At 45.3% G+C, this 18503-nt stretch carries 18 protein-coding genes and 2 pseudogenes; 1 reads left to right on the top strand and 19 read right to left on the bottom strand.

All coding sequences use genetic code 11. The annotated features are described in order from the left end of the window. Positions 1-427: 427 nt before the first annotated feature. The 14 genes and pseudogenes from Tanf_RS11705 to Tanf_RS13920 all read right to left on the bottom strand — a co-directional run bounded on the left by Tanf_RS11705 (position 428) and on the right by Tanf_RS13920 (position 12198). Positions 428-865 (bottom strand): SMI1/KNR4 family protein, encoded by a 438-nt coding sequence (locus tag Tanf_RS11705; RefSeq protein ID WP_046825988.1) that lies wholly within the window; start codon positions 863-865, stop codon positions 428-430. A 16-nt stretch (positions 866-881) separates the two neighbouring features. Beyond that, complete coding sequence (locus Tanf_RS15680) at positions 882-1211, bottom strand: HNH/ENDO VII family nuclease (protein WP_236684440.1); 330 nt, start codon at positions 1209-1211, stop codon at positions 882-884. Between the two features lie 87 nt (positions 1212-1298). After that, positions 1299-1424: pseudogene (locus tag Tanf_RS15840) on the bottom strand (RHS repeat-associated core domain-containing protein); the annotation flags it as partial. A gap of 18 nt (positions 1425-1442) precedes the next feature. Next, positions 1443-2192, bottom strand: coding sequence for a hypothetical protein (locus tag Tanf_RS11695; RefSeq protein ID WP_087879758.1), 750 nt, complete (start codon positions 2190-2192; stop codon positions 1443-1445). A 328-nt stretch (positions 2193-2520) separates the two neighbouring features. Further along, positions 2521-2988 (bottom strand): annotated as a pseudogene (locus tag Tanf_RS16505) (RHS repeat-associated core domain-containing protein); the annotation flags it as partial. Between the two features lie 236 nt (positions 2989-3224). Next, entirely contained in the window at positions 3225-3572 is a 348-nt protein-coding gene (locus Tanf_RS11685) for a hypothetical protein (RefSeq protein ID WP_046825986.1), read from the bottom strand. 34 nt (positions 3573-3606) lie between these two features. Then, complete coding sequence (locus Tanf_RS11680) at positions 3607-5841, bottom strand: RHS repeat domain-containing protein (protein ID WP_080948638.1); 2235 nt, start codon at positions 5839-5841, stop codon at positions 3607-3609. 266 nt (positions 5842-6107) lie between these two features. Continuing rightward, positions 6108-6563 carry an SMI1/KNR4 family protein gene (locus tag Tanf_RS11675; RefSeq protein ID WP_046825999.1) on the bottom strand — a complete coding sequence of 152 codons (456 nt, stop codon included), beginning with the start codon at positions 6561-6563 and terminating at the stop codon, positions 6108-6110. 5 nt (positions 6564-6568) lie between these two features. Next, complete coding sequence (locus tag Tanf_RS16190; RefSeq protein WP_074450116.1) at positions 6569-6817, bottom strand: HNH endonuclease; 249 nt, start codon at positions 6815-6817, stop codon at positions 6569-6571. Next, positions 6720-7811, bottom strand: coding sequence for a PAAR-like protein (locus Tanf_RS15385; protein WP_201774592.1), 1092 nt, complete (start codon positions 7809-7811; stop codon positions 6720-6722). The genes Tanf_RS16190 and Tanf_RS15385 overlap by 98 nt, the downstream gene beginning before the upstream one ends. A gap of 237 nt (positions 7812-8048) precedes the next feature. Continuing rightward, a complete protein-coding gene (locus Tanf_RS11665) occupies positions 8049-8933 on the bottom strand; it encodes a hypothetical protein (RefSeq protein ID WP_046825998.1) in 885 nt (294 codons plus the stop codon). Positions 8934-8944: 11 nt separating this feature from the next. Beyond that, positions 8945-10288 (bottom strand): PAAR-like protein, encoded by a 1344-nt coding sequence (locus tag Tanf_RS11660; protein WP_046825985.1) that lies wholly within the window; start codon positions 10286-10288, stop codon positions 8945-8947. Between the two features lie 183 nt (positions 10289-10471). Next, entirely contained in the window at positions 10472-10819 is a 348-nt protein-coding gene (locus Tanf_RS11655) for a hypothetical protein (RefSeq protein WP_002674291.1), read from the bottom strand. After that, a complete protein-coding gene (locus tag Tanf_RS13920) occupies positions 10816-12198 on the bottom strand; it encodes a TNT domain-containing protein (RefSeq protein WP_371706640.1) in 1383 nt (460 codons plus the stop codon). The genes Tanf_RS11655 and Tanf_RS13920 overlap by 4 nt, the downstream gene beginning before the upstream one ends. On the opposite strand from Tanf_RS13920, the gene Tanf_RS15380 reads away from it, so the two are divergent. Beyond that, positions 12199-12552: a winged helix domain-containing protein gene (locus Tanf_RS15380; RefSeq protein WP_046825984.1), complete on the top strand. Its 354-nt coding sequence runs from the start codon at positions 12199-12201 to the stop codon at positions 12550-12552. A gap of 74 nt (positions 12553-12626) precedes the next feature. Here Tanf_RS15380 and Tanf_RS11640 read toward each other — a convergent pair whose 3' ends face one another. From Tanf_RS11640 to lolA2, 5 genes are read right to left on the bottom strand one after another with little or no spacing between them, the layout of a single operon-like run. Next, positions 12627-16124 (bottom strand): 1-acyl-sn-glycerol-3-phosphate acyltransferase, encoded by a 3498-nt coding sequence (locus Tanf_RS11640; RefSeq protein ID WP_046825983.1) that lies wholly within the window; start codon positions 16122-16124, stop codon positions 12627-12629. Continuing rightward, a complete protein-coding gene (locus tag Tanf_RS11635; RefSeq protein WP_046825982.1) occupies positions 16121-16903 on the bottom strand; it encodes a glycosyltransferase family 2 protein in 783 nt (260 codons plus the stop codon). The genes Tanf_RS11640 and Tanf_RS11635 overlap by 4 nt, the downstream gene beginning before the upstream one ends. Further along, on the bottom strand, positions 16900-17271 hold the full coding sequence (locus Tanf_RS11630; protein WP_046825981.1) for an ApeI family dehydratase: 372 nt from the start codon (positions 17269-17271) through the stop codon (positions 16900-16902). Before Tanf_RS11630 ends, Tanf_RS11635 begins: the two co-directional genes overlap by 4 nt. Further along, positions 17261-17830 (bottom strand): hypothetical protein, encoded by a 570-nt coding sequence (locus Tanf_RS13915; RefSeq protein WP_052449102.1) that lies wholly within the window; start codon positions 17828-17830, stop codon positions 17261-17263. The genes Tanf_RS11630 and Tanf_RS13915 overlap by 11 nt, the downstream gene beginning before the upstream one ends. Then, positions 17808-18455 carry a flexirubin biosynthesis/transport protein LolA2 gene (gene lolA2, locus Tanf_RS11620; protein WP_014225715.1) on the bottom strand — a complete coding sequence of 216 codons (648 nt, stop codon included), beginning with the start codon at positions 18453-18455 and terminating at the stop codon, positions 17808-17810. The genes Tanf_RS13915 and lolA2 overlap by 23 nt, the downstream gene beginning before the upstream one ends. Positions 18456-18503: the final 48 nt, after the last annotated feature.

The following is an 18503-nucleotide window of genomic DNA, read 5'->3' as shown; positions in this document are numbered from 1 at the left end:
CCAAGCTTGTAGAGGAAAGTAACATACTTATATTCGCAATCTCCGAGACACACCGACCGTCACGGAGCCAACAGTCGTGTGTTATAGTCACCCAAACAACCGAATTTGGGAGGGATTGAGCAGCAATGTAAGCAAACTCACAAAATACGTTTTAGAGGAAAGGTATAAAATTTTCTTCGCGAAGAAAAAATATTTTGTTGGCGAAGAAAATAAAATTACTTCGCCAACAAAATTTCAGTGCTTCTACAAAGAAATCCGACTAGGCAATTCTACGTTGAAACAGAAAAGACGAGGAAAATATACTCGTCTTTGTTCTTTTTTGTGAAAAAACCACAAAAAAAACACCCGCCAATGTTTCGCCAAAGGCAGAGAAAAAAAACATCGAATGAGGCGGATTGTTTTATGCTTTTTCAGATTTGGATAAAGATTACCATTCCACAAAATTCTCTTCAATAAATTTTTCAAAGGAATTTGAAAGCTCCTGCTTTTCTTCTGTATCGTAGTCAAATAGCACTACTTCGCCATTAGGCATAATAGCAATAGGATTGCCCGAACCATCATCTGCAATTACAAGACTTTTATTAATTTCAGGGAAAAGATTGGCATCATTAAAAAGGTTACGAGCGTTATTTGTTAAATCAATTATTGTTTCATTTCCTATTGATGTCCCATTTACAAAAGCATGAATCGCCAATCCAGCATAAGCACCTCCGAAATTTTGAATAAACTCTTTATAATCTTTATCCATTATAATATTAAGTTCTTTTTCTGCATTTATGATTTGTTCATTAGTAGCCGCTTTCCCTAACATAGTGGGATTTTCCTGAAAGAAAACATTCAATTTATTTATGACTTCTTGTTTCATATCCGTATTTTCAAAATTAATGACAACCTATTTTTTTGCCTCTCGCTTTTAATTTCGCTTCGGTTTGGCTTTTCCAATATTCTTGCTTCCATTTATTAAATGCAATTCGCTCATCAGGTGTTAATCCAGTTCCTTTTTGCTTCCCAAATGGGTGTTGTCCGGGATTTGTATGTGGTTTATCGTGATGTTTGGCAGGCATAGCTATTAAATCTCCATTAGGATTTTGCTTATAATGATGAAGTACAATTGTATTTCCTTGTTTATCCACACCAGATAATCCAAATCCTTTTCCATTGGGAGCATTATTATTTGCATGATAGAGTGCATTTAATTGGGCATCACTCATATGACTCAAATTTGTATATCCACTGACTTGATGAGTTTGTCCGCTACTACTTGTAAATATAATAGGGTTAGAACTCAACCCAAACGAGTCAATCCAAGTGCTAAAATCGTGAACGTATGCATATGTATTTAGTCCGCCTACAATAGAAATCGGGTCTTGACCGATATAATTCCCTGAATTTGGGTCGTAATACCGAAATCTATGATAGACCAATCTATACAGAGTAAAAGACTAAGCATTTTCATATACAAAACGACTCAAATCATTTTCAATAAATAAGTTAAATGATTTATTTATAATATGTATTTGATTTTTCCCTATATCATGAAAATATACAGAAGCTTCATATGGTCTGATATATAACTCATCCCCATCACTATTCAACCACAATTCCCCAATTTTAATATATTCTCCACGTAATTCTAACATATCAAAATCAATAAGAATACCTTCCATTTTTAATTGCGAAACACAATAAAAAAATGTAATTACATCACTATGCAATAATTTATAAAAGAATGATGAAGTTAATTTTTCTTCGGTTAAATTATTTTCCACAACATCACTTTTCAATAAGTGTTTTTTTATTACAGCAAACAAGTTAGGGTAACTTTGCTTCAATTTGGTAAATTTCAATTCAAAATCAATAATATCAACTTTGTCATAGTTCAAGGAGATATCATCTATTTGGTTTCTCCATCCTTCCATATAATCGACTTGTGAATTTTCGCTATAAGATTGATTTATAGATTTTAAGTATTCACGAGCCGCATATTGAGATATTAGTGTGGCACCCATTAAACCTTGTGACATCTTAGGTTTTATCTTTAAATACCACCGTGACGACAAAAACTGTTTTGCAAATTTTTCATTTTGTCTCCACCAATCAATCCATTCTTCGGGTAGGAATAGTCCTTCAGATAAATGTTTTAGTCCGTTTATTATATTGTTCGTTTCCATTTCACCAAGAATTTGTGCCATTAATAATTCGTACTAATTTGAAATTATCTCCTAAATTTCTATAAGGATCCATGCTCGCATGTCCCCAAGGTGTAACTTCGGTCAAATTCCATGCTTCATTGGCTTTAGAGGAACCTAACCTTTGAGGCAAACTTGTATGATGCAATTCAATAGGAACATCAACAATATTTTTATTTCCCAAAGCATCGGATACTTCAACTTTTATTTTAGGAGCATTTCCTCGTTTCATTAAAGCTAAATTGTTAGGAGAGTATTTTCCTGTTGGATTTAACATTTCATCAGCATATTTCGTCTTCCAATAATTTTTCTTAGCTGTTCTCCAACACTCCAGCCCAAAAATATCCACCTGCGAATTATTATCAAACACATACCCATAAATCGTAGGGTTTCCACCTGCTAATCTTATCGGGTCTTGGGAGATATACATTCCCTCATCAGGAGAATAATACCGGAAACGGTTGTAATAAAGCCCTGTCTCCTCATCCTCATACTGTCCCTGATACCTGAACGGACAATCGCTCAAAGAACGCCCGGCAAAGTTACGAACAGAGCCATAAATATCCAATTCTACCGACCATGTTTTTTCTCCATTGGAGTTATACATTTCAGTCGGCGTACCCAAGTAGTCTGTAATAATGCTGTATGATTTATCGCCAACTATCTTTGCCGCAGGTATGAATGTACCCTCCTCAAACAGCCACGTGGTTACATCGGATTCCTCCATCCACTCGTGCAGTGGTACATTGCCGTCCCAAACCCAACGGGTAGTTTTGCCTTGGTAGGTCTTGGAAATACGCCCTTTTATATGGAATATCAAAAAACATTAATGCGAGAGATATATTTTGTGTTTTCCATGGTCCCAGCTATAGTAGACTATCCCGTCAGCTTGCTGCGAAGTATGAGTAAGATATTTTTATTTACTCGACACTAGTAGCGAGGAGTCAAACCGAAAGAAATCGAAGCTATGGGATGCTTTTCGTAAAAGTAATTTCCAACAAAAAACGGCAGTTTTTAATACTACGTTGCAAAAAATTAATTTGATATATTGCCTTGTTTTTCCAGCCAATTGTTAAAGCGAGCGGCCAAGCTATCTCTCCATTCTTCACTTGGGCACTGATTTATTAATGTCCTATATTTTTTATTATCTACACTCTTAATCAATGACTCTACTAATTTAAGCAAAGTCCATTGTAAATCATAAAAAGCATTGTCGGGAAATAGACTTATCAAAATTTCTCCCTCTTCATAAGATATAGGTAGAGTTATGTTTTCTAATACAGAGTCATATAAAGCGATAGTACTGTCCACAGATTCATCATCATCTATGGATTCATTTGGCATTCTTCCCAATTTTAGTAATTCCAAAAACTCTTTTCTCATAATCCTTATTCCTTTTTCAACTTTATCAAAAACTCTAATGGTGTGATTTTATCTTGTTTAAAGATAGCTCTCCTTTTTTTAACATACCTAAATCTTCGTATTCTTTTATAATTTGCTTGATGGAACTATCAAATTTGCCCCCTCCTATCTTATGTAGATCAATTAAATCGTCTTTTAAAACATCTTTAAATGCTCTATCCTTATCAATTGCTGCAGTCGCTCTCCCTTTTGACTTAAATGTCCGAGTCTCAGCATGGTCTATATCTGTCATAACTACAGCAATACCTTCCTTTCTGGGTAAATATCCAAGCTTATCTTGTGGAATATGGTGAATCTGAAAGCCATCAAATGGATCGGATGCATTGACTAAATCTCCATATGCTCCAACTTGTCCCTCAATAACTGATAACCCCCATAGGTCTATCAAGACATTGACATCGGACACATAAGCATACAATTTATTTCCACCTGCCAATCCTATAGGGTCTTGCGAGATATACATTCCCTCATCAGGCGAGTAGTAACGGAAACGGTTGTAATAAAGCCCCGTCTCCTCATCCTCATACTGCCCCTGATACCTGAACGGACAATCGCTCAAAGAACGCCCTGCAAAGTTACGAACAGAGCCATATATATCCAATTCTGCCGACCATGTTTTTTCTCCATCAGAGGTATACATCTCAGTCGGCGTACCTAAGTAATCTGTAATAATGCTGTAGGACTTATCGCCAACTATCTTTGCCGCAGGTATGAATGTACCCTCCTCAAACAGCCATGTCGTTACATTCTCTTCCTCCGTCCACTCATGCAACGGAACATTGCCATCCCAAACCCAACGGGTAGTCTTCTCTTTATATGTCTTCGAGATACGGCGACCGAGTGGATCGTACTCGAAACTGACCATTTCGCCATCGGGACGCTTCACACTTCGGAGCATGCCGTTGCCCTGCCATTCATAAGCCCAATCACCCTCTTGCCAAAGCGGAGCTAAAGTCTCGTCGGGTCTCAATCGTTGTTTCAGAACAAGGTTGCCCTCACCATCGTAATGGTAGGAGAACTTCTTGTCCTCCAACAACCTTCCACCTTTGCCGTATTTGCGGTCTTTTCTTTCTTCCGTTCGGAACAGATTGCCGATGGCGTCAGGAGCCTTGTAAATGCTCTCCAACTCGGAGCCGCCCTTGTAATCGGCACGGAAGAGATTGTCCCACCGATCATAGTCGAAAAGGACAGTTTCGCCCGTGCGTTCATTCACCTTGCGAAGCAGGCGGTTGCCCATACTCCAGTGATAACGCATACGGCTCTGTTCGAGACCGCCCGAGAGAATATCCCGGCGAACGACACGTCCGAGCATATCACGGCCCGTCGTGACACTCACCCCTCCGCTCAACTCCCGCTGAATCTCCAAACCACTCTTATCGCGACCGATGGACATGCTCCAATCTTTGGACTGCATTCCGGCCTGTAGGCCCTCCGTGTCGTACTGCAAGGCTATATCGGCTCCCAAATCGCTGCTGAGACGGATGCGGCTGCCGAAAGCATCGTAAACGCTCTCGACCATATGTTCGCCCTGCGTTTCCTTCAGCACACGCCCGCCCTGACCGCGCTCAAACCCGATCTTGATCGAATCGTTGAAGGCTGCCGTAAGCAGACCGTCCTTGTTATACTTGTAAGCCGTACCGGTACCGTCGCTGTGGCGTTCCCCGACAATACGCCCCACGCTGTCGTATTCATAAGTGCTCCACCGTTCATCGGGGCGCAACACTTTGGAGACACGCCCGGCACCGTCGCGCTCGTAATGGCGGTGAAGACCATCGAATCCCCATTCGTCCACCACATCGCCGCGGCCGTCCAAAGCGAAGCGGTAGAGCTCTCCGCCTTCGTTTGCAATGCCGGTGAGCTGCAGCTCGGTATCGTACTCGAAGCAAACCGTCCGCCCGTTCTGCGTCCGGCTCAGCAGGGTGCCGAGACTGCCGTAGCGGAAGCTTACCTCGCGAATCCGGTCTTTGGCATGGACGAGGTTGCCCGAAGTATCGTAAGAGAAATGGTGTTCGTTGCCGTCGGCCTCCTGCATCCAGAGGAGGTTGCCGGCTTCGTCGGAACGATAGAAGGTGTGATTGCCACGTGGGTCGCGCTCCTCGGACAAATACCCCCGGGCATCGTACATCCATTGGCGGTAGGTCCCGTTCGGATAGGTAAGCTGTACGGGGCGATATTCCCCATCGAACAGAAAGCGGAAGACATTGCCTCGCTCGTCGGTTACCTGACTCAAATTCCGGCCTTCGTATTCGTAAGAAAGCCCTCTCTAATCACTAAAAAGCCTTGAGTAAAGGGGCGGAAGAGACAGGGCGGAGACCCCGATAAATAAAGGGATTGACGGCAAAAAAGCGGGTTACCAATAAATTTCTTCAAAAACACGAAGATTTAGGAGTATTTAATGAGCTTTTTGAGGAACACAGCTTATTTGCTCTCCAGGGTCATTAACATTACCAAATTCTATGCCATAAATCCCTATTCAAAAGTCGATATTCAAAAAATTCATTCATCCTCGGGCAGTACTGTATTCTCAAGCATTTGCATAAACTCAGCAAAAGTTTCGCAGATAAAGTATGTGTTAAGTTCGTCTGAGGATTGTTTGAAAAAATAGCTATGATCATAATACCAAATACCGTCATTTTCTTTGTCATGTATCAATAGCAACCACCCTCCTCCTAGGTCTCTTCCAATGAGAATAGATTCACTAGGAATATCATCAATGTATTCCCGATTTTTAAAAATAATATCCTGTGATCTACTTTTTGTCTTAACTCCATAAAGAGTATCCATTAGGATAAATTCGCCCAAATCTTCCACAAAAAAATAACCATCATGCACAATTGCACCATTATTTTTTGCCAGAAATTCTTTGTAGTCTTTCGGTAGTGAGATGTTAAATTCATTCTCTATAATCTTGTAACTATCGATTGCTCCTTTTTCAATTAATTGTAATTTCATAAATGTCATTTTTTTCTGCCTAATGCGACTTTCTTTGCTTTGGGAACCCCACCGCGGTGAGTAAATCTATCGTGTATGTCAGAATTAACTTCTTGCATTGTCATACCATCTTCGTGATGATGCCACGTTGTTCCATCAATTTTTGGAGGATCCAATTTAGACCCTCCTATAGCATTTGTATAATCCGTTGTATGATTCCCTTTTTGCTTTCCAATATTCACACTCTGCCTTAGGTTTGAAGACAGGATATCCATTCACATAGTCAACAACGTTTCCTTCCCAATCTGTATAACGCCATGTCCCGTTATCTAATACATCGACTCTTCCACCCTTCTTCTTCCATTTATCAATATCTGGAGAATTTAATGGCTTACCTTTTTTGCGGGCATTTGTCACGGGCATTTTCAGCTTGGGCACCTTTGCTTTATCCAAAGCTTTGGCTACATCTACCACCTTGTCGGCAACTTTTACGGCTGTGAGAGCTGCGGCTCCTCCTGCGGTGGCAACCTCTGTGCCCACCTCGAATAGCACCTGCCCGGCAAAATCACCCCATTCCTCCGCACTCATATTGGCGGCCTTGTCGGCAAGGGTTTCCAACATGGCCCTGTTCTCCTGTTGTGCTGCCAGAAAATCCTGAGGGTTGGCCAGCAAATTTACGGCAGAATTACGATACATCCAAGTCCCCGCCTTACCGGCCAGATTACCAAGAGACTTCAATATCTCGCCGTCTTGCTTCAGCTGGTCGGCGAAGCCGGCCGGATCGAGTAACATGTATGGGAGCGAGTGCTTGCCTGCCCAAATTCCCAGATCAATGACGCCTGTAACTGTACCTTTGAGCCCTTTCCAAAGGCCTTTGCCCAAGCCTTTACCGAAATCGATAGCCTTACTCCAGAAACTGCGTTCTTCTTCGCGTGAGGCACCACAGGCAGCCGAAGCGGCTGCCAATGTGTAGAAAATCCTGATCCGACCACCCAGCGAACAGAGTAACTCACTATTTTCGAGCAGAAGCAGATTTCCCCCCAGACGAATCTTATCCGTTACATGGGTCCAGTCTATAACGGGAGCTGTACAAGGCGATCCATTGCAGCAAGCACAAGCACCGAATGGATCGAAATTGACTGCCAATACCTTGTCCATACGAGTACACATGTGTTCGCCCATGATGACCGTTTCGCTGTAAGAGAGGCTTCGCAACTGCGAAGGCTTTACTCCTTTGTCACAAACCGGCCAGACACCTTCAGGGACAATCTTTTATCTCCGATGCTGAATGCCCGAAATTTTCTTCGCGAAGAAAAAATATTTTGTTGGCGAAGTAATTTTATTTTCTTCGCCAACAAAATTTCAAGACTTCTACAGGGCAATTCCTCGTTGAAATAAAAATACAGCTAAACTCTCTCGGGAACATACTTCTCGGCACTCATACATCAACCCCTTCGAGGAAATGGAATACGAATAGCCTGTAGTCATCCGTCTCCCTAAGTCACACTACAACTCAAAACTAATTTCCGGACAATCTTGCAGTAATTTTTGTTTTGCTCGCTCAATGATTTCTATTCGGGGAATCTCCGTTTGTTGGGTATGCCAGTTGTTGATAGGCATATTCATCAACTCGTTGTCTGGTGTATAGTCTGGCAATCCGATCCTCTGGCGGATGTTTAGCCATAAGAGCATTTCTATCGGAAAAATGAAGTAATCCGATGACGGAAAATCCGGAGTACGGTCTTCATATTCATTCTCGTCTGATTCTGCGATATGGAAGTCCGTAAGGTCATTTATTATCTTTGCCAGCAATGTAGTATCTGTTGTATCCCAGCACTTTAATGCTTCAATATAAACGCCCATATCCTTAGGGTAATTGAGTTTGCTGTAGTCAAGCTCTATTTTTTGCCATTTACAGAAGATTTCCAACATAAACCATGGATGCTTGTACGCTGGATGCCAGCCTTCGTACTGCTTGCCATAAAGCATCTTGATTAACAGATGTCCATATTTTACGGCCAATTCATCCCACCCTAACAACAAAGCTTGAGCCATGTGTTTTATCGCTTTATGAAACTGGATGGATTCATTATATTTCTCAACATCTTTGCCCAAGAAGTAATCCCAATTAACAGACTCTAATGCAAAAATTGTAGACAATTCCAATCCATGAGAATCTATTTTTTCGTTATTTAGGAAATTAAACATAAATTCCCAATGAAGCCAGGTTGATATTCTCTCAAATTTTAACCCAATTATGGATCTACCTTTCACTCCTTCTATGAAGTTTTGAATATCTCTCATTGAATTAGTGTAATGCCCATTGTGCTTATCTATCTGGTGCGTTTTTTTCTTTAAAGCATATAACTTCAGTTTCTTAAACTTGTCCATATATTCTTTTTTTACCATTTTCTGACTTGCGGTTCCCCTCGTAATGTCCCATTCTGCTCCACATATATATCTATTTTTTCTGTCTTAACTTCAGCGCCATTATTTATTGCTTCTCTTTGCGCCTCTAATGCCATTTCTGCTTGTTCAGAACTTCTGCCATCAGTGTACCCATCATCACCATTTGCAGCTCTATTTAATCTGTCATTGGTATAATGCTCACCTCCCATCTGTCTCTGATCCTTGCTTAGCGGTATTTCCTTTGTTTTACCACCATTCCAGAGCTTATCTTGTTGGGTCGTTTTGACTTCTGCCTTTACCATATCTCCCGTTTGGGAGTTTCTGGCTACAATATCTACACCATTGCCAGATTTATTTTGCACCGCATAAAACTCATCATACCCTAAAGAACGATAATAATCCTTTGCAATAGTTTCGCCAAAGTCCCCTAATTTTTCACCCTCACGTAAGCGATATTTTTTATAGTCGAAAAGAAATTCGTCTATATTTTTCACTGGAGGTTCCAATTTCGGCACCTTTGCTTTATCCAAAGCTTTAGCAGCATCTGCTGCATCATCCAATTTGTCGGCGGCCTTAGCTATATCAGCTGCATCATCCAGCTTATCCAACGCTTTGGCTGCATCAATAAAATCATCCGCCTTGTTTGCTATTTTGGCTACATCCACAACCTTGTCGGCAACTTTTACGGCTGTGAGAGCTGCGGCCCCTCCTGCGGTGGCAACCTCTGTGCCCACCTCGAATAGCACCTGCCCGGCAAAATCACCCCATTCCTCCGCACTCATATTGGCGGCCTTGTCGGCAAGGGTTTCCAACATGGCCCTGTTCTCCTGTTGTGCTGCCAGAAAGTCCTGAGGGTTGGCCAGCAAATTTACGGCAGAATTACGATACATCCAAGTCCCCGCCTTACCGGCCAGATTGCCAAGAGATTTCAATGTCTCGCCGTCTTGCTTCAGCTGGTCAGCAAAGCCGGCCGGGTCGAGTAACATGTACGGGAGCGAGTGCTTGCCTGCCCAAATTCCCAGATCAATAACGCCTGTAACTGTACCTTTGAGCCCTTTCCAAAGGCCTTTGCCCAAGCCTTTACCGAAATCGATAGCCTTACTCCAGAAGCTGCGTTCTTCTTCGCGTGAGGCACCGCAGGCAGCCGAGGCGGCCGCCAATGTGTAGAAAATCCTGATCCGACCACCCAGCGAACAGAGTAACTCACTATTTTCGAGCAGAAGCAGATTTCCTCCCAGACGAATCTTATCCGTTACATGGGTCCAGTCTATAACGGGAGCTGTACAAGGCGACCCATTGCAACAGGCACAGGCACCGAATGGATCGAAATTGGCCATCCCCTTTGGGCAAATGAGTGAAACGGAGAAATTTCTTTACAAAAACAGTTGGAGTATGTAACATAATAAAATACTCCTTAGCTATTTATATTTCAATCCTGAATTAGTTAAAGCCCCTTGGAAAATAGAAATACTTTGCCCAGAGAATTCCAAGAGTTCTACAAGGTAATCCAGAGGAGTTATTTAAGTTGGAAATAAGTTCAGTTTAAGAAAGACTCCTTCCAGGAAAAGCATGTATCTTCCTGGTTGATATTCACCCATTGAAAAGATAATCAACAAATCATCTTCATTTAAGTAATAAACCTGTAATCGCTGCTCTTTTGTCACAATATTGGATATGCCATCTGATTCCAGATGCAATTTATTTATTACATCTTGTTTGACCGGACAGTCTATTAATTTATGTGGAGTAATGTCATCCACAATAAATAACACAGATTTCCCCTCTATATTTAATTGAAAATCTTTATCGAATAGTCCATCCTCAATGCCATCGAACAATTTTGTTCTTTTGAATTCTAAAAGTCTCATCTTCGCTCAATTTTTCCACTATTTAATAATCCGTCGATTCCACCCTCAGAAGCAGGAATCTCATATTGTATACCTCCGCCCTCTTGTCCAAACCAAGGTATAGCTTCACCTTGTTGAACACCTTGTATAGGTTCTTTTACTCTATATGAATTTAATGGTTTTTCTTCATAGCCGGAAGGTAATGATCTATAGCCATAAGGCGTCTCTTTATCTGCAATGAAACTGCCAGCATCCTCAAACTTTCCTGTTTTTCTATTTATGCGACCACCATATCTGTCAAATTCAAATCCAGGAGATAATGTTATTGTCCTACTAGAAGCGAACCCTCTATTAGGAGGCCACCCTCCATTTATGTTATATTGCTTAAATAATTCCTCTAATTTTCCCCATTCATCGTTTTCGAATAAATTAAAGGCTTTTCGGGCAATTTCATCAGAAGGGAAGCTATCATCAATACTTCTGACAAAATCGTCAAAATTTGGTTTCCGAAATAGATTTTTGCTTTTCACGGGCATCTCCAATTTCGGCACCTTTGCTTTGTCCAAAGCTTTAGCAGCATCTGCTGCATCATCCAATTTGTCGGCGGCCTTAGCTATATCAGCTGCATCATCCAGCTTATCCAAAGCTTTGGCTGCATCCAATACATCATCGACCCGATTGGCAGCCTTGGCTACATCTACCACCTTGTCGGCAGCTTTTACGGCTGTGAGAGCTGCGGCTCCTCCTGCGGTGGCAACCTCCGTTCCCACCTCGAATAGCACCTGCCCGGCAAAATCACCCCATTCCTCCGCACTCATATTGGCAGCTTTGTCGGCAAGGGTTTCCAACATGGCCCTGTTCTCCTGTTGTGCTGCCAGATAGTCCTGAGGGTTGGCCAGCAAATTTACGGCAGAATTACGATACATCCAAGTTCCCGCCTTACCGGCCAGATTGCCAAGAGATTTCAATGTCTCGCCGTCTTGCTTCAGCTGGTCAGCAAAGCCGGCCGGGTCGAGTAACATGTACGGGAGCGAGTGCTTGCCTGCCCAAATTCCCAGATCAATAACGCCTGTAACTGTACCTTTGAGCCCTTTCCAAAGGCCTTTGCCCAAGCCTTTACCGAAATCGATAGCCTTACTCCAGAAGCTGCGTTCTTCTTCGCGTGAGGCACCGCAGGCAGCCGAGGCGGCCGCCAATGTGTAGAAAATCCTGATCCGACCACCCAGCGAACAGAGTAACTCACTATTTTCGAGCAGAAGCAGATTTCCTCCCAGACGAATCTTATCCGTTACATGGGTCCAGTCTATAACGGGAGCTGTACAAGGCGACCCATTGCAACAGGCACAGGCACCGAATGGATCGAAATTGACTGCCAATACCTTGTCCATACGAGTACACATGTGTTCGCCCATAATGACCGTTTCGTCGGTGCTTACGGACATCTCAATGCCTGTGAAAATGCCGAACTCCTGCGTATGGATACCGGAAGCTCCGACATTTTCTTCTTGGAGCGAAGCTGGGATAGGCAGTATATCAAAGCCGACATCTTCGACCATCCGACGGCTTTCAGCCAAACGGCGCTCCGGACGGCAGAGACTCCGTTGGAAGCGTTATCCGCTTCGTTGAACAAATACGGAGAAGTCCGTCTCGCCTATATGGCCTCTCTTTTGCCGGAACAGGAAGAAGACGAGATTGGCGCCGCTCACGCCGGAAGCGGAAGAAAAGGCAGTAGATATGACAAAGGATATTTTTGAGAAACAATCCACTTCTGAACAGATAATCACACCATATTCTCGATGGGTTACGGGTGAAGGAATCTTTTGCCGGTTTATCTGCAATGCTCATGAGTCGGAGCCACATACCGCAAATTCGGAGGCACGGAAGCGCAATTTTCAGCCAGTTCGCGTTTATCGTCATCAGGTTCTACGGCAATGATTTGAAGTTTCTTTTTTACTAAAGCCAGTAAGAGAGCAAATTCTCCGTAGCCCGTATTTTCGATCGTCACTTCACCTTCGTCGGGCAGGGCGGCGATCTCTGCGACGTAATTATGGTGTTTTCGCAGGTTGGCACACACCTCACGCTCTACCGCGGGGCCTTTATAGATATAGTTATGCTTCACCAGATCGGCGTAATAATCCGGTGTTTCGTATTTACGGCAGACTGCCTCATATTCGCGTCGGTAAAATTGGCGTACTTCTTTCGCTCGCTGGGAGTAGTTAGGGCTGAACCGGGCATCGTCGGGGGTTATGCGGGGCATGACCTGAATCCGTATCTCTCCTTTGCGAAGCATAAACTCCTGCTTGGGCAATACATGCCCCACGCCGTGAATCATCACCGGAATGATATCTATTTGCAACTGCTCGGCGAGGTAGAATGCTCCGCGATGAAAGCGGAGGATAGAGCAATCGGCCGATCGTGTGCCTTCGGGGAAGATCACGATGGAATAACCGCGGTCTACGGCGTCGCGCAAACGGTCGATCATCTGTTCGATACCGTTCGAGACGGGATAAAAGTCGGCATATCGGATCAATCGTCCGTAAAACGGCGAGTTCCACACCCAATCGTTCGTCAGAATAATGAGTTTGGGCGTGAGCATCATGATACACATCAGATCAAGGTGTGATTGGTGGTTACAGATAATCACTCCCGGGCGCTCGAACGTTTCACCGGACAAGTTGCTAAACGTTGTTTTCACTTGCGGAATGCGATAAATCACAAAACGGGCGATGCGATGCAGCAACCGATGGTACGCCATCTTCTTCTTTTCCGTCGTGCGTCCGAAGGTTGCCATTCCCCACCCCGCCAGCGTGATAAAAGGACTGGCGACAAGGAAAACGAGGAAGGCGTATGCCGTACTGAGCAGGTTCTTCAGCGTTACGGGCATCAGACGCTTGCGTCCTTTTCGCATCGTCAGGAGCCCGAACAAGAACGGCGGAAAAACGTATGCCATCACTACGACCGAGAGCATCCCGACTACGGTTACTTCACCCAGCGAATGCAATGCCGGGTGTTTGGCAAAGATCAGCATCCCCATCCCGACGAACATAATCGCGGCCGAAAGGGCAATACTGTTCTTGTACGACGATAACGTTTTGCGCCGGTACGTATATTCATACATCAGTCCTTCCGTCATGAAAATCGTATAGTCATCTCCTTGCCCGAAAATGAATGTAGCCAAAATGATATTGACAATATTAAATTTGATATCGAATAAACCCATCAGTCCGAGAATCCACACCCAGCTCAGCGCCAATGGCGTGAAGGCGATAAGCGTCAGTTCGAGGCGTCCCAGCGAAAAGAGGAGAAAGACGAAGACAATCAGTCCGCAGATATAGAGAACATAGTTAAAATTATCAGAAAGCGAGGCGATCATACGGCGAGTGATCGAGCCGGCATCGAAAGCGATGGACAACGACGCGTTTTTCTGTCCGTTCAGTTTTTCTTCGACCGACCGCGCTTTGTCCGCATCGAGGTAAAGTAGGTTTACGATCATCGTTTTACCGTCATTTTCGAGAACGTAGTTTCGCGCCAACGTTTCTTTGATCGGATCGAAGTGCAACAATGCCGTTTTTTCCCACGTGCGACCGATTATTTCCTCGAAGAGATGGAATGCGTCGGCACGAAAACCGAGTTTTTCTCCCTCTTCGGCGAGATAAGTCCGGACGCTGTCGCGATGTCGCTCCCAGAAATCGTTCCAACGCTTCACCTGTGCGGTTTGTCGCACGGGCGAAGGTAAAAAATGGCCGATGCCACCGATTTTCGATATCTCTCCTGCGGTCAGCAGCTCCTGTAATCCTGCCAAGCTCTCTTCGTTTGCCGTCAGTGCAGCCTCGGGAGTATCTCCTTCGGTCACGTAATAAAGCACATGATGATGGTCGTTGAGTAAACCTCTCATCCGCTCGTATTCCTGCTGCTGCGTATCGGTCATGTAGTTGATTTTTCGCATATCGGCTTCGAAGTGCGATTCATCGCCCGAAAAGGCAAGCAAAACAGTAACGACGATGATAGTCGCGACAAGCCAGCGATTTTTTTCAAAGGGGCGGTCAACGAATTGTCCGAAAGGCGCATGCGAAGATGCCGGCTTCCGACCGCGATGAGATAACAGATGAGGCAAAAACAGCAACACAAACAGAATTGTACCGACAAGCAGCAGGGACGCGAACCAGCCGAGATCGCACATTGCATCCGAGCCGATGAATATAAGACTCATGAAAGCGCCTACGGTCGTGATGTTACCGATCGTGAGTGGTTGGATAATGTCTTTGATCACGAACCGCGAGTTGGGCACACTTCCGTGATGGCCGATGAAATGCAGCGGATAATTGATGGCTATACCGAACATGATGGAGCTGATGCCGACGGCGATAATGGAGACTTCGCCCCGGATAAGGTGCATCAGTCCGAGAGCAAACAGCCCGCCGAAGGTGACGGAAGCGAAGATCAGCCCGATTTTCAGCCCGTCGCGAAAAGTAAAGATCAGGAGCGCGAGCACGATTACTACGGCGAAGAGGCTTGAGAGGAGCGTATCGCGCTGAATTTGTCCGGCATTGGTCAAGGCGATCTCTGCGGCGCCGAAACTGTGGAACGAGATTCCGTCGAAGGCTTTCTCCGTTTCCCTCATGCAAGCATTCAGCGTTTTGAGGAAATACTTGTTGGCCGATGTTTCGCTGGCGGGGATGGCGCAGTCTACGACGATCAGCGCTTGCCCATCGTCCGAGAAGATATAATCCTGATACAGGTCGAATCGTCCGCCGGCCTGAAAGTCACGGAGCTTACTCATGAGGTTCGCGGTCAGTTGGAGAGGGTCTGCGAGGAGATGCTGACGCACCATCATGCCGGCCGACGAGGTCAGGATGTTTCGATCAATCTCTAATTGCCGTGCTAATGCCTCGCGTGTTACGAGCGTATCCATCCGGCGATAATCATCGTCGTCAAGGTAATAAGGCATGTTCTCTACGATGAACAGGGCGACGGACATCATCTCAGCCGGGTCTATTTTGTAGAGGATATGCTTCACTTGGGTGGTGTCGGTGGCTGTTTGCAGCCGTTCGACGAACGCATCGACGGCTCGCATCTGCTGTTCGCGGTCGGTCGAATCCGTCGCGGCGCAGTAAATCGTGATTTTGTTTGAAGAGGTGACGTAACGGTAGGCTCGGTTGATACGTTCGTTCGTTTTATCCGCAGGCAGAAACCGCGAGATATCTTCCGTAAAACGCACCTGCGAAGCCAATCCCAGAAAGACCGCGATCAGCACGAGCAGAAGAGTAAAAAGCAAACTTTTGCGCGATGAAAAATAATCGTAGACGGAAAGAAAGAATCTTGTCATGGTTTCGGACTGCGTTTAAAGAGGTAATGATAGAGCATGGAAGGGTATCCGTAGACAATCGCGGCGATCACGAGGAGGGTATTAAGGATGCTGATGCGCAGAAAATCCCTTCCCGGCCGGAAATGCGTCACCCGCTCCTCTTCGGGCGCGTAATAGACGCGTGTGGGCACGGAAACGATGCGTATGCCTTTCCATCGGCAGCGTACAAGCAGTTCCAGCTCGGCCTCGTAGCGCGACGAGAAGGGTCGCATCCCCTTCATGGCACGCAGCGGATAGAGACGGAAGCCGTTTTGCGTATCGCGCAGGCGTCGGGCGGTCTGTACGGCGAACCAGAAGTTCGAGAACTTGTTGGCGAACGAGTTTTTGGGAGGCATATTTCCCTCGACGATGCGTTGGCCGATGATCAGCGCGTCGGGATAGCGGTTCAGGGTATCCGTAAAACGCGCGATGTCGGTCGCGACGTGCTGTCCGTCCGAGTCCATCGTGATGGCACAGGAATAGCCGAGTTTTTCGGCGTGGTCGAATCCGTTTTTGAGCGCGTGCCCCTTGCCTCTGTTCGGTTGATACGAAATTATTTCGACGCGACCGGCGAAATCTTTCAGAACAGCGGCCGTTTCGTCGGTCGAACCGTCGTTTACGACAATCACCGGAAGGATTTGTTGCAACGCCTCCTCCAATACTTCGCGCAATGTCTTGGCATTGTTGTATGTCGGGATGATTATGCAGACGGATAATGCTTCCGTTCCCGGTCGTATGTCCGTATCGCAGTCCGGCATCATTTTACCTCTTCGAATATCAGGTTTATTTTTGAGAAAATGGTGTCGCCTTCGCCGACGATGCCCGAAACGACGGTCATCCCGTCGTCCTGCGTCGTTACGTTGAGCGCGAAGGTGAGCTCGCCGACGATTCGCGGGTCGATGACTTTCATGAATTTGACATTCTTTATCGTTCGGAGAAGAAACGTCGTGTCGCAGTATGCTTCAACGAGTTCTTTGACTATCTGAATGATGCATACGCCGGGCGTAACGGGATTGCCGGGAAAGTGAGCCTCGTAAATGACGTGCGAGGCGTTGAGCGACACACGGTAGTCGACGCCTCCTTCCGTATCGGTACGCTTACGGATGGTGTAAAATGTATTATTCAGCATATTGTATCGTATTATCCGTCTTCGTTTCCGTTAATTTCCGCAGTTCATACGTCAGATGATGCCGTCGGTTGACGAGTCGCAGCGTGCCGTCCGGTAAAACGATCAATTCTTTTTTCCCATGGCTCACCACAAGCATGTTATTTTGTTCGTATCGTACGATTTTGCCGGCAAAGGGCGCTTGCGGATGATCGCACTCGATCAGGAAATGCAGATCCGACGCGATAGTGCGACGGATATACCATTTATCGAGCATCGACTGCACATCCTGCAACTCGCACCGGCTGTTTGTTGTCCAAAAATCGAACGCTTTAAAGCCGAATTCGTTCATCAGCGTGCCGCGCCATGTATCGCCGTTTTTCCGAAGGATACAAAGGCCCGACAGTTCGTTTTTCCGTGTCCGCAGCACGACCCGGTACGTGTTTCGTTCCGTTTCCGAACGTCGCGCGGGCGTCCAGACGGGAGCGTCGGAAGGTTGGGCATCGGCCGGACATCGTAGCGCCGGCACGGTAGCGCATCCGGCCAGCAGAAGCGACAGACTAATGAGCAAATACCGAATCATCGACAGGCGTGTTGAGTTGTATGTTCTTTAGCGTGATGATTGTCTTGTCGCCGCTTTTCTCGATCAGTTCCACACGACGGATACGGCTGTCCGAACGGTCTACGTAGAGCTGTATCGACGAGAATAAGTCTTTCACTTCTTTCTTTCGTGGCGTCAGCATAATTTTACAGTCGCTTTTACCGACCATAAACTGTGTCGTAAAATCCGGCGAATCGATCAGCCCGGCGCCGCTGACACCTCCTATCATCACCCGGCTGATTTCGGTAAAGAGTTTACTCCCTTTCACCGGGATTTTGTTCGTTTTTCCGCCCGATGTCATACGCACATTATCCCCATCCATGGCAAAGACGTAAGCATAAGGCCGCGTATATTCCCAACGGATCTTATCGTCAGGCTTATAAAGCATTTTACCTTCCGATGTGACCTGATCTTTCATAAAAGAGAGCTCTTTGACCTGCGTAAAATCTGCTTTGAGCGTCTTTATTTCACGCGCGACGCGTCTGATGTTGTCCGTAATCTCTTTTTTCTGCATCTCGGTTGCCTTTTGGTAGCTGTTTTGTGCCGAAAGGGTTACGATACACGGCAACAGAAGTAGCGATAGATATAGTTTATTCGTCGTTTTCATTTTTCTCTTAATGAATTGAGGGCAAAGATAGTCCACAAATCGCATAAA

The sequence above is a fragment of the Tannerella forsythia genome, assembly GCF_001006485.1.
GTDB lineage: Bacteria > Bacteroidota > Bacteroidia > Bacteroidales > Tannerellaceae > Tannerella > Tannerella forsythia.
Note: the sequence above shows the minus strand (reverse complement) of the source record. Positions and strands in the feature narration are given on the sequence as shown.